This window comes from Peribacillus sp. NPDC096448, assembly GCF_044762675.1.
In the GTDB taxonomy this organism is placed as follows: Bacteria; Bacillota; Bacilli; order Bacillales; family DSM-1321; genus Peribacillus; species Peribacillus frigoritolerans_B.
In genome coordinates, this window is record NZ_JBIWEU010000011.1 from 92,872 (window position 1) to 105,904 (window position 13,033).

Genomic DNA, 13,033 nt, shown 5'->3' on the forward strand with positions numbered 1-13,033 from the left:
AAACTGAGCGTCCCACATCAATGGGACACTCCTTCTCTCCTATACTTCCAATAAATGCGAGCCGTCAAAGAAAAACAAGTAACGGCCGGTTACCTTCTTATTCATTATCCCTTCAACAGCCCTCGTATAAAGCTGAAGCTGCATCCGGTATCGATCGGCAAGAATCCCTTTAGCCCCTTCATACCCGCTTGCAAAACGGCCGGTGATTGTATCCGTTTTATAATCGAGAAGCACAAGACCTTGTTCATCCTCAAAGATACAATCAATCACACCTTGGATAAGGACTTCTTCATCTCCAGCTGTCCAATCGCTGTAAGCTTCCTTTGCAGGCAGCGACATCGTAAATGGCACTTCACGGCGAATGCTTTCGGCCCTCTGCATTCTTTGCCCGATTTCACTGTCAAAGAAATCGACGATCGTCTCCGGATCCACAGCTTCCTTCTGTTCCTCCGTCAACAACTCACGTTGAATCAAGTCAATGATCAGTTGCTGAATCGATTGAATGGTAATTTCTTTAGATAGATCGATATGCTGCATGACTAAATGTGTAATCGTACCCCTTTCAGCAGGAGTCAGTGACTTTTCTTGCATGAAAGTCGGCCGCTTCGTGATAGGCCGCTTAAATTTACGCAACAGCTCTGTGGAGCTTTGCTCGTCCTTGAGTTCATATTGACGTTTTAATTCAGAAACGGATTGCTTGGAACGATACACCGTCGCCTCATGCTCGGGGTACTCCCATTCCAGCTGTTCCTTGATATCATCATAAAACTCGGAAACGATACCGACCTTCTCCGATTTCTGGACATGTTCAAGCATTTGCTCTTGAACCAGTGCCTCTTCCTCATCCAGAACAGCAAGCTCTTCACTTGGAATGACGGAAATGGACCAATTCGAGGGATGCGACTCCATTTCCGAGCCAAGACCTGCAGCACCAAGAGAATCCCGATGTCGGACAAGGGAGGGACCAATCCAATCAAGATAACTTTTTGCACCTGCCCGTACATAGTCCTTTAATAACCAATCTCCATGGGCAGCATTACTTTCCCAGTTCTGGCGCGTTTTTTCTGCATCATTGATGCTTGCAATCAAATAAAGCTTTTCCTTAGCCCTTGTAAGCGCCACGTAGAGGACACGCATCTCCTCGGCAATTAATTCAAGCTGCTTTTTTTTCTTAAAAGCCAATTGAGGGAGGGAGGGATAAGTTATTCGTAATGCGGAATTCACATACTTTGCCGCAAAGCCATAATCCTTATCCAGTAAATAGGACTTGCGTAAATCCATCATATTGAATTGCTTGGAAAGACCGGCAATGAACACAATCGGGAACTCAAGCCCCTTTGACGAGTGAATCGTCATCAGCCGGACTACATCTTCCTGTTCCCCTAAAGCCCGAGCTGCCCCTAAATCATCTCCACGTTCTTGCATCCTTTCTATGAACCGCAAGAAACGGAACAGACCGCGGAAAGAACTTGCTTCATATTGCCTTGCCCTGTCATACAGCGCTCGTAAATTGGCCTGACGCTGTTTGCCGCCCGGCATCCCACCTGCAAAATCATAAAACTGCGTTTCGCGGTATAGGAGCCAGATCAGATCTGATAATGCCTCCTGCCTGGCAAGCTTCCGCCACTTCACTAGTTTTTTATAAAAAGCGGAGGCTTTTTCATAAAGCCCCGGATGTTCTTCCGGATCACTCTTTCTGTAAAAATCAGCTAGCGCTTCGTAATAGCTTCCTGTATGGAATAAACGCACCTTTGACATCTCTTCTTCATCCAACCCGACGATAGGTGAACGGAGAACGGATGCCAATGGGATATCCTGTTGCGGATTATCAATCACCTTCAATAAGGAAATCATGATGGCCACTTCGGTCGCTTCAAAATACCCTGTAGACAAATTGGCATAGACTGGAATTCCCTGCTTTTTAAATTCCTCCATGATTTGCGGTGCCCATGGCATCGAACGAAGAAGAATGACCATGTCCCGATAAGTGGCAGATCGGTACTTTTTGGTTTTCGTATCATATATCCGTTGCTTTTCGCTTATAGCCTTTTTAATGAGCTTTGCCATCTGTCTTGCTTCGAGCTGCGCTTTTTCAAGCTCCTCGGCCTCAAACCCGCCATCATATCCTTCCATTTCCGAATGAGCTTCCGGATCGGCTGTTCCATCAATTAAATGGAGTTCGATCGGGTTTGGATCGTCTTCGGGATATGGGGCACCTTTTTTCAATTGGGCATCTTCATCATAATCAATCTCACCGACTGTAATGCCCATCAACTGTTGAAACAAGAAATTGGTCCCATCGAGAACTTCCTTTCGGCTCCGGAAATTGCGGTTTAAATCAATTTTCAGTCCGGAATCAACACCGTCATGGGTAAATCGTGTGTATTTTCCAAGGAAGAGATTCGGTTCTGCAAGCCTGAACCGGTAAATGGACTGCTTGACATCACCTACCATGAAAAGATTCCCATCATATTCTCCGTCAGCCGTCACCAGTTTTAAGATTGATTCCTGAACCAGGTTCGTGTCCTGGTATTCATCTACGAGTACCTCTTTGAACTGGTTCCTGTATTCGATGGCTGCCGCTGAAGGTTTTCGTTCACCATCCACCGTTTCCCCTGTCAAAATTTGAAGACAATAATGTTCTAAATCGGCGAAATCCACCAAGTTTTTTTCTGCTTTTGCAGCAAAGAATCTTTCGTCAAACCGTTTAACAAGCATTACAAGTGTATCAACATAACCCTTAAGCTCCCTTATATCCCGCAGGTAGCTTTCCGGTTTACGGGAAAATAACTCTTCCTGTAACGATTTGATGATCTTCTTGGCCTTATCCCGGTACTTGGTAGCCTCATCTGTAACTTCCTTAATAAAATCTGCACCAGTAAGGCGTTTTGCCGTCCCAAATTTCACGTTTTGGATTTCCTCATAAAGTGCATTCCAGGATTGGTCCTTCACTTCCGAAAGTTTAGCAACCAGGGCAAGATCGGCTAAATAGTTTTCAGCCCTTGGTGCCGGCCCCCCAGGGACTTTTGTCAATGCAAGCGAGCGTTCCAATAAATCCCTGGCAGTATCCAATTGTAAACCAATATCGAACTTCAATGAATCGATAAACGAAAGATCATCGATCCCATCATCATCTGCCAGCTCATACATGCTGGCCGCACCGTCGAGCCATCGGTCCGGGTTTGGATTCGATTGCGAAAAATCATGCAGCGATCGAACGATATTCTGAAGTGCATCATCGTTTCGATCGCTTGTGAAAGCATCAACCAAATTAAAAAACTCTTCGTTATCACTTTGGCCATACTGCTCCTCGAAAAGCTCTTCCATCACTTCATCACGGAGCAGCTGGATCTCCGTAGAATCTGCAATACGGAAGCCCGGGTCGATATCCGTAAGATAATAATACTTCCTGATCACCTCCAAACAAAAAGAATGGAGTGTGGAAATCGAAGCACGATTAATCAAGCTCAACTGCTTACGCAAATGCTGTGAATGGGGATTATCATTGATCGCTTTTTCTAATGCCTCACTTACCCGATGGCGCATCTCGGCAGCCGAGGCATTGGTGAATGTAACCACGAGCAGTTCATCAACATCGATTGGATCTTTTTCTGAAATGACTTTTTGAATGATCCGATTGACCAGTACCGCTGTTTTCCCTGAACCTGCAGCAGCCGCTACCAGAATGTCCTGATCTTTAGCCCATATCGCCTTCCATTGATCTTCCGTCCAAGTCACGTCTTCTGGCAGGGCAGGAATTTTCGTTTTACTCATCTCTCTCCTCCTCTCCCCTTAATAGCTCAAGGACGTCATTTTGTTTCTTCTGTGCCAAATTCCTGAATTGGTTTTCCTCCAGTGACTGGTCGAATTGGCATACAGATTTAAAGGAACAGAAGGTACACGGCGTTTTTTCCTTTAATTTGTATGGTGTTATATCCACATCACCATCGACCATTCGATTACCAGCTTCCTGATAAATACGGCGCACATGATGATTCAGAAGCGAAAACTCTTCCCTGCTGGCAACTTTGGAAGCTGCCAGGAGCGATCCGTCCTTTTTAAATCCAGCTGGAATGATATCCGACTTACCGGAATTTTCAATATCAAGTGAGGTATCCATCATCTGAATGACATTTGAATGGTCCAGTACAAGTCCATTCATTTTAAAACTTTTATAAATTTCTTCTTCAATTTTATCCAAACTGAGCATTCCCTTTGATTTGACAACGGGATTATGCACATGAAAATACAAAACTCCGGCTGGAATCGCTTCTTTTCCAATAAGCGACTTTGAATGGGTGACGACGATATCAAGATATGTCAACATTTGCAGGGCGAGTCCATAATATACTTCACTCATGTTCAGTTCCTTTTCACTCGACTTATAATCGAGCACACGCAAATAGACACCCTCATCTTCTTCCGCTTTATCCACACGGTCGATCCGGCCGATCAATTCCATCTTCGTACCGTTTTTCAATGTGAAAGAAAGTGGGGGCAGCTCGCCATTTTTTCCGAATCCAAGTTCCAATCCGATTGGAGCAAAACCGCTCACCTTTGCATGTTCACTTAATACGATCGAGGCCCGTCCAATCACATGTTCCAGTTTCCTGCGTAAATAATGATGGCGGTTCGTACTTAACAAAATCTGATTTTGGAGTTTAGGAGCAAGTCTCTCCACAGCAATTCTGGCCAGCTCCAAGCATTGTTCCGAGGTCAATGTAGCCCAAGGAATATCATGTTCCTTCAAGTAATCGGAAATCATTTTCAACGCTCCATGGAACATCTCGCCTATATCAGGTGCATCCAAACGGAAAATCTGCCGTTCCCGTAATTTCAAGCCATGAGCGGCATAATGGGAAAACGGGCAGCTATTGAACATTTCCATCCGTGATACACTCGTAAGAATGCTCTCACCGTATAATTGCTTACTTGTTTCCTCAGATAATTTCTTTGTCCTATTTTGATAAAAAAGGCTCGATAAAACCTTAGTTGCTGAAGGACTGGCCATTTCATCATCAATAATGGCATTATATACATCCCACCATAGTGGATGGATTGGATAGTTCCTTTTTTTCAGCTGCAATTGTGCAGCCAGGTACGATAGGGCCACATCATGATTCGCAGCATACTTCACCTGTTCCTCAGCAGATAGATCGGACGGATCGTTCATATAATACACCTCGGAAACGTTAGGCAATACGTCCCTTACCCGTTTCAAATAGGATGAGGGTAAAAGCGCCTTTCCTTCCTCATCGGCAAGGGGATATGTTAAATAAAGGGTCTCGGCAGGCGTAGTGAATGCTTTGTATGCTGTAAACTCCTCATCCAGCAGGCGCACCTTTGAACTTGGGGCAACATCAAGTCCACCAGCCAGCAGCACCTCACGATCACTATCTGAAAATATCCCGTCAGATACAGCTTTCCCAGGCAGAACCCCTTCGTTCAGGCCGATAACAAAAGCTGTCTTCACATCATCCAGGCGGGATAAATCTAGATTAGCGACCAATACTTGGTCAATTGCCGGCGGTACCAAAGAAAATTCAAGAGATTCCAGACCAGCTTCAATGATTACCGCAAACTGTTTCATGGAAAGCTCTTCCCCGCTCAGCAGTTCGACGAATTGGTCCAATAGGTCGACAACCGCATTCCATGTTTGCTCATGCTCTCTTGCCGATACCAAATCACCTGCTTCTTCCGCCTCCAGTTTCAGCTTTTCCAATTTTTCCGGCACATGCAATTCTTCAAGATATAGATAAAGGGCTTCACACAATTCCCTGCCATTAGCAGCCTTTTTAGCCCGTTTTGAGAGCTTTAAGATCGGCTCGGTAAATAATTGCTTCATCTCATTCAACTCTTGCTCAAGCATCATTTCCTTATCCGTTTGGTTCCGGTCCTCGAGTTCCAGTCCGCGGAAGCGCCGGTAGGTCCATCGATCTTTGGATGTCCACCTGCTTCCTTTAATGCCGCGGGCCAGCACATAGTTTTCCAGCTTATCTACCTGTTCACGCATCCTATCGTGGTTTTTTTGCAGCGGAAATAGAAGCTCCGTCTTGATTGCACGAAATACCGGCTCATAACGCCAATAGCCATTGATGATCTCCAAAGTGGAACGAATCAGTTCTATCAGAGGATGATTCAGCATCGTCCGTTTGGAATCGACGAACAAGGGAATTTGATAATCCCGAAAAACGGTTTGTAAAATATCAGCGTATGCTTCCCCATTACGGACTAAAATCGCGATATCACGGAAACGGTGCTGTTTCTGTCTGACCAGCGACAAGATATCCCGGGCAACTCCTTCAATCTCAGCTCTGCGGTTAACTGCCTGGGCGATCGTTACTTCAGGTGACTGCTCAAACGTTTGTGCAGGACGCGTGGAAAAATAGGTTTCCAGATGATTCAGCCCCGGACTCTTTCCAAACCTTTCCGTTCCTTTTAAGATTCGGTCTTCTGCAATCGGAATGCCATTCCTCAATCCAGCCTGATAAAGGTGATGATAAAGATTTCCCGTTTGCCTGAACAATTGCAAATCATCCGGAGCATATCGCCTGTAGGGCTGATCTAACGTCAGCGAGATCGTTACACTCCTGCACAGCTTCATCATTTCTTCCACAATCAATAATTCTTGTGGGGTCAAGCTATAAAAACCATCAATATATATATCCGCATTCCTTATATATGAAGACTCTGACATTTTTTCGATCAGCAAAGTGAAATAATCTTCGGAATCTAAATATTTGTTGACCATTTCATCCTCAAAAGCCTGATAGACCAATTCAAGATCATGCAGTTTATCCTGAATGCCGCTGCCGGCCTGCGAGGTTTCAGCCATATAGTTTTGAATGTCATCAGGTTGGATGCAATACTGCTTGAACTCAGCCAGCATTAGCTCCATCTGTGCAATGAACCCCTGCTTATCAGCAGATCGACGAAACATCTTTAACTCTTCCTTTTTATCATCCATGATTTTCCGTATCAACATATTAACGCCAACACTGTCCAAATGCAGCCTGCTCATCCCCCCGGTTTCCTGAAGAACACGCCAAGCAAGCCTGCTAAAACTGAAAACCTGTGTCCGGATCATTCCGGCAAGGCCTGGTGTTTTAATTAATTTATATTCAGATAGAAACGTCATCTGATCAGGAACGAGGTAGATAATTGGATTTCCTTCGGGATCTTCTGCCATTTTAGAACGGATTTCGTCCAATATATTCGAAGTTTTCCCTGCACCCGATCTTCCCAGTAAAAAACGGAGTGACATCTCTTTTTCCCCCTTACAACTTAATATCTAGACCCATCATACCAGAAATACCTTCGTCTTTATGACTAGGTTTCTGTTTCCAATTAGATTTACTTTCTATTATTTTACCGTTTCCCTTAAAAAAACACCAATCGTACGTTCGCTTTTCCCCCAAAAGAAAAAGCCCACATAATTCTCGGGCTTCCACAATCATTCACCTGTAAATTTAAAATTGAAATCCTTGACCGGCCAATATCGAACATCCACTTTACCAACAACATTTTCAACCGGTATATAACCAAAGTGACGGCTGTCAGCACTTTCAAGACGATTATCACCCATGACAAAAAGCTTGCCCTCCGGAACTTTGGTCATGTCCGTCAATTCTTTTAATGTAAAATCACCCGTAAAATCCTGTCCTGGGAAACCTTCCTTGAATTTCTCAAGATAAGGCTCATCCACTTTCTTACCATTTATATATAGCCAATCATCTTTATAACGAATACGGTCGCCTGCAACCCCTATAACCCGCTTAACATAATCTTCTTGTGAATTCGCATGAAAAACAATAATGTCAAAACGGTTGATATCATGAATCTGGTAATTGATTTTATTCACAACAAGTTTATTTCCATCTTCAAGGGTCGGCTGCATCGACTTTCCTTCAACATCATAGCTTGAAAAGAGAAATGTACGGATTAAGATGTAAATAACAAAAGCTATCATCGCTGGTTTTATCCAATCGGATAAAGAATTCTTGTTTGTTTTTTCCATCTAGTTCAACCCCTACTGCATTTATATATTAATTTATTGTCCTTCTTCTCTCTTCATGCTTCTATTTAACCGGACTTCCAATCTTTTCCCCACATACCATAGGATGAAGATGACGATTCCGATAATGACCGTTCGCACCGGTTTATGAATTAAGGATACTAAATCGTAACCCACGAAACTGATCGTAAAAATCATCACCGCTTTCCCTCCCACTACTGCAAGTCCATATTGCAGGGTACTGACTTTTGAAAGTCCTGCCACGATATTAACGATAGCAGAAGGTGTAAAAGGGAAGCAGAGCAATATGAACAAAGGACCGAATCCATGGCTCTCAACCCAAACCATCAACCTCTGCACCTGTTTATGCTTTTGCAAAAATCGGAAAAACCTCATTTGACCATATCTTCTAATAATCCAAAAAAGCAAAAAAGACCCCGCTACCGCACCAATCCAAGAAAATAAAAACCCCCACCAGAGACCAAAAGCCGTTGCATTAGCAAGCACGAACACCACTAAGGGCAAAAAAGGCAAAAAAGCTTCCAGCATCGGCAGTAAGATTCCGGGAATTGGACCGAATGAGCGATATTGCTGAATAAGTGCCGATATATGATCAAGTGTAAACCACTCACGTATAGTATCCAAATCCATAATTATCTCCCTCGACATGCTGCCATCAAAGCAGCATAAACTTATTAAAAACTGTTTATTTTAGATATATCACTTTCCCCTGAAATTGCAAGAATTATTATCCATATATCTTCATACTTTCCCTATCTCCGGAAAACATAATCTTGTTAACGAATATTTCTAGATTTATCAAAATTGCTTGCATATACACTGAAAATACATTAGGATAAAAAAACAGAACAAACGTTCTAATTTTTACGGAATATACATATTATCATTGAAAACGTACTATTTAGAAAGGGGCGGTCATGATGACCCGCATTCCAGAAGGTGACCGAAATATGATTGAAAAAGCCATCTACCTCCCTATGGTTATTACAGTCTTAAACCTGGATCTCAAGGTCATCGAAATTAGTCCGTTTAAATTAAAAAGGCCCTATTCGGAGCTAGTCGAACATACTTTAAAAGTGGTTCAAGACGAACTTGCCGAGGTACGGCGCTATTTGCGCAAAGAGAATATTAAGGTTAGTGAAATCAAACGCGATGAATCCTTCACGATGTATTGTTTTTTATATAAAGGATACGAGGAACATCATAATTATTTCAATCCCCGCCTTCGCAACAAAACCGAAGACTTGTTATGTTATTACTTTTTCGAAAAAAACCACCGTTCAAGGAATTAGCGGGCGGGTACAGGCATCCTCCATACATGTTTCTGTGAATGCTGGATGCTTGGATCCTTCGGGAAGGGACAGATCCCTTGGATGTAAAAAGTATGACCACAAAAAAGCATTCCGCCCTTCCAGGCATAAAGGTAAGTGAGTCTTTCATGATCAAGACCGATAAGACTCACTTACCTCCATTCACCTGTTTGAATATTCCATAATCATAATTTAATCGGCTTGTTAAAACCATGGATTCATCTTTATGAATATTACTTTTCGCTCAAGGCATAACCTATGTAATCAAGTGCATACTGAATATCCTTAACCATTTTAGTTTTGAGATTCTTCAAATAAAAGTTATTTACATGCTCCTTTACAAAGGTTGGAGTCGCACCCATTATGATTGTCTCTGCCCCCATCAAACCAAGAGCACTAATCATCTTGAAGAGAAGGATAGGAAAACAGTTATCTTGAACAAGGAGCTTAAAGTAAACCAATATCATGATCCGCCGCAGAATGTAACACGCATTCATGATTTCCCCTGATCGATTGCCTTCAACAATTCCCTGTGTCGAAAAAATGAAAATACCTTTAATACGATGGGGACGCTTAAAAAGCCCATGATATCCTTTGTTTGATTGATCTATGCCATGTGGGATGAAATGTCTGCCATGGATTTCAGATAGATAATTCTTCTTCTGAAAATACCTTTTACATTTAACTGAATTACTTCAAGCTCCCTTGTTATGGCATCCTTCATTAAATTCACTCTATGCATAGCATCGCCTTTGTTCTTAATGATTAAACGGCAGAATGTCCCTCCATATTCGACGCTGTATCCTTCTGGTATACTCTCCTCTTCCCCATTATAGGAAATGAGGACTGTCAATCGCCGTTTTACATAAGCCGTTTGCACAATTACTGCTTACTGATCAGGGCAACACTTTCAAGGAAACAGTCCTTAACGATTAATAGGTCGGGCTCGTTTGTTCAATATTAATCGACAATTTAATTTCCATTCATCTATTATAACTATACGTCAACACTATCATTTTAGTGTCAGTACAACGTTATTGAAAAAGATGTTAATTGAATATCCATACCTAGTATTATCTACTAGTAGCGATTTCTTAATATAAAACGTATAAAACAAAAGAGTTCCAGAAAAATAATAACCTTTTTCGAACAGTTTGTGAAAAACTGAACAAAAGATGCATCGTCGGTCTATTGTCTAATATATTATGTATCAAGGAGTCAAACGTTAAGGAAACTTATACCCCATGTTTTGATCGTAAAAAATTTTCCCAACCTTTATTTCTTATAAAAACCATGCAATGTTTTATTTGCATGGTTTAATTCGTAGCCAAAAGGGTTTCCATCTAAATTTTAAAACAAAGATGGTTGGAACGAAAAGTGCGAGACTCATGCGGGAAATGCGTGTCCAAGGGAGACCCCGCAGGTGCAAACGCGCCGAGGATGCTCACGGACCGCCCGCGGAATGCGAGTGCCTAGAGTGGAAACCAACGTTTAAATTGTACAAATCCTAAAAAAACAGTAAACAAACTCGTCAACATACTCTTTAACAAAATATTTTTTTGGTAATCCTAACTTTCTATATTACTTTCAACTGCAGATACGCAGCCCTCGTTTAATAGTGCCAACTTCACACTTTCAACATTCTCCTTAATAAAATTTTGAGGAAAATAGATTTTCTATTGATTGAATCTGTGAAATAATGTTTTTTTCATTTTGATTCAAGAGAATTCACAAGACAATTAATCACCCAGGATCATTTTACCTAACCATAGATTTAGATGACTTTCCCCTTTTTTTACCACGAATAAAAACCGTGTCCAAATTCCAATTTTTCCGGTTTTACATGGTAAATTATTTGGAGGGGAAAAATGAAGAAAATAAATATTCTACTGGTTGCTGTGCTTGTTTTGTCTTTATTCACTGGACTTAAAACAACTGAGGCAGCCTCAAATGTAAAGGTACATTTCATCAACGTTGGACAAGGAGATTCAATCCTTATACAAACCGGCAATGAAAACGTTTTAATCGATGGCGGCGGTAAAGGAAAGGGCGCCGAAGTTGTTGCCTACCTAAAAAAACAAAAGGTAAAAACACTTAGCGCATTAGTATCCACTCACCCAGATTCGAATCATGTTGGCGGTCTGGCTTATGTGATTAAATCGCTTAATGTAAAATCTGTGTATGCCCCTAAAATTTCTCATACTACCCAGGCATACAAAGACTTTTTAACGGCTGTTAAGAAGAAGAAGCTTACAATAAAAAAAGCGAAGACTGGCGTGGAAATCAACACTAAAGCAAATGATAGTTCCCTTAAATTCATTGCACCTGTTAAAGACTATGCTAAGTCTGACTTAAATAATTGGAGTGCTGTCCTGTTACTTAAACACAGCAAAAAAACATTCTTGTTTACAGGTGATGCCGAAGAAAAAGCAGAGAAAGATATGCTGGCTAAAAAACTGGTACCAAGTGTTGATGTACTTAAAGTAGGCCATCATGGAGCAAAAACATCGACAAGTTCAGCTTTCATTAACAAAACAAAACCGAAATATGCTGTAATCAGTGTGAGGAAAAACGGCTATGGGCACCCTACTTCCACTGTTGTAAAACGGTTGAATTCAGTGAAAGCTAAAACTTATCGCACGGATAAATCAGGTAACATTATTTTTACTTATACAGGTCAGAAAATTACTGTAAAGACGGTGAAATAAATGGTACAAGGAATTATTGATCGCTTCGAAGGAAAGGTAGCTGTCGTTGAAATCGATGGTGGTGACATGAAGGATTTCCCTAAAAGTGCTCTTCCCAAGGGAGCAAAAGTAGGAGATATGCTGATTATCGATGGTGATACTATCACGATTTCCAAGAAGGCACTGAAAAATTAAGAAAAGAAATTGACGATTTAATGGATGAATTATTTGAAGATTAATTCCAGGGCCCTTCTTTAATAAGAAGGGCTTGCTTAATTTTGAATGATTCGGCGTTTGCATTCTTCTATGATTTTTCCCTGAACCCCCTCTTATCGAGGTATATACTTTGAGATTACTTCTGAAGCCTTGGCTCCATTAGCATCAGTGAACAGATAAAAGGATTTCCTCTTTGTTTCCTCAAGCCTCTGGATTAATTTCGTTTTTAAAAAAGATGTCCGGTGCAGCTGGTTTTCGAAAGAGCTGCATGATACTGCTATATCGATGGTTTGTCTATTCCTGAATGTGATGGTTGTATGTTTGGAATCCAGGCGATCATAGGATACCACATGCTCATGTGATAACCAGATGCATTGAGGACGCAACGGAGATGTAGTTGGAAAGAAGAATATCGAACTGGTCGGATCAATCGCGATCGGTGCTTTATGCGTGATGTTTATGAGCTGTTTCGTGCCTTGCTTGCGTCCTTCATAACTTGATCCGAAGAACTCGCAGCTTCTCTTAATTATTTCCATAGGTTTAAACGGGGAGATGAACTCGTCCTCCATTTCAACGATACGGGCATATATTTTACTGCCGTAATTGATTGGCGAAACCATTAGTGTATGTGGCGTGATTTCATATTCCTCGATGATTCCCTGATTGTTTTCCTTCATTTTTAATCCACCTCTTCCTCATTGCTAAACTCCGCTTTCACTTTACCAAAGCTTATATTCTTGATTGCTTATACCCTTCCATTCCTGTCCAAGAAGAGTGAAGGGAGA

General features: G+C 41.7%; 9 protein-coding genes and 1 pseudogene. 3 read left to right on the top strand and 7 right to left on the bottom strand.

Annotated elements, in window-relative coordinates; translation table 11 throughout:
* Positions 1 to 39: 39 nt before the first annotated feature.
* The 4 genes from addA to ACIQ0C_RS18700 form a co-directional block, all read right to left on the bottom strand.
* Positions 40 to 3,774, bottom strand: a complete 3,735-nt coding sequence (gene addA, locus ACIQ0C_RS18685; protein WP_403062644.1) for a helicase-exonuclease AddAB subunit AddA — start codon at positions 3,772 to 3,774, stop codon at positions 40 to 42.
* Positions 3,767 to 7,264 carry a helicase-exonuclease AddAB subunit AddB gene (addB, locus tag ACIQ0C_RS18690; protein ID WP_403062647.1) on the bottom strand — a complete coding sequence of 1,166 codons (3,498 nt, stop codon included), beginning with the start codon at positions 7,262 to 7,264 and terminating at the stop codon, positions 3,767 to 3,769. The genes addA and addB overlap by 8 nt, the downstream gene beginning before the upstream one ends.
* Before the next feature lie 189 nt (positions 7,265 to 7,453).
* Positions 7,454 to 8,017: a signal peptidase I gene (gene lepB / locus ACIQ0C_RS18695; RefSeq protein WP_403062650.1), complete on the bottom strand. Its 564-nt coding sequence runs from the start codon at positions 8,015 to 8,017 to the stop codon at positions 7,454 to 7,456.
* 33 nt (positions 8,018 to 8,050) lie between these two features.
* Positions 8,051 to 8,665, bottom strand: a complete 615-nt coding sequence (locus tag ACIQ0C_RS18700; protein ID WP_402836555.1) for a TVP38/TMEM64 family protein — start codon at positions 8,663 to 8,665, stop codon at positions 8,051 to 8,053.
* A gap of 290 nt (positions 8,666 to 8,955) precedes the next feature.
* On the opposite strand from ACIQ0C_RS18700, the gene ACIQ0C_RS18705 reads away from it, so the two are divergent.
* A complete protein-coding gene (locus tag ACIQ0C_RS18705; RefSeq protein ID WP_402837156.1) occupies positions 8,956 to 9,327 on the top strand; it encodes a YhjD family protein in 372 nt (123 codons plus the stop codon).
* Between the two features lie 251 nt (positions 9,328 to 9,578).
* Here the strand turns inward: ACIQ0C_RS18705 and ACIQ0C_RS18710 are convergent, their stop codons facing one another.
* Together ACIQ0C_RS18710 and ACIQ0C_RS18715 are read right to left on the bottom strand one after the other, a co-directional pair.
* A complete protein-coding gene (locus ACIQ0C_RS18710) occupies positions 9,579 to 9,842 on the bottom strand; it encodes an STAS domain-containing protein (RefSeq protein ID WP_403062653.1) in 264 nt (87 codons plus the stop codon).
* A gap of 110 nt (positions 9,843 to 9,952) precedes the next feature.
* The gene (locus ACIQ0C_RS18715; protein WP_403062656.1) at positions 9,953 to 10,225 is read right to left on the bottom strand and encodes a hypothetical protein; all 273 of its coding nucleotides are present in this window, start codon (positions 10,223 to 10,225) and stop codon (positions 9,953 to 9,955) included.
* A 988-nt stretch (positions 10,226 to 11,213) separates the two neighbouring features.
* On the opposite strand from ACIQ0C_RS18715, the gene ACIQ0C_RS18720 reads away from it, so the two are divergent.
* Together ACIQ0C_RS18720 and ACIQ0C_RS18725 are read left to right on the top strand one after the other, a co-directional pair.
* A complete protein-coding gene (locus tag ACIQ0C_RS18720) occupies positions 11,214 to 12,053 on the top strand; it encodes a ComEC/Rec2 family competence protein (RefSeq protein WP_403062659.1) in 840 nt (279 codons plus the stop codon).
* Positions 12,054 to 12,271 (top strand): annotated as a pseudogene (locus ACIQ0C_RS18725) (DUF3006 domain-containing protein).
* A 90-nt stretch (positions 12,272 to 12,361) separates the two neighbouring features.
* Here ACIQ0C_RS18725 and ACIQ0C_RS18730 read toward each other — a convergent pair.
* On the bottom strand, positions 12,362 to 12,925 hold the full coding sequence (locus ACIQ0C_RS18730; RefSeq protein WP_403062662.1) for a competence protein ComK: 564 nt from the start codon (positions 12,923 to 12,925) through the stop codon (positions 12,362 to 12,364).
* Positions 12,926 to 13,033 lie beyond the last annotated feature (108 nt).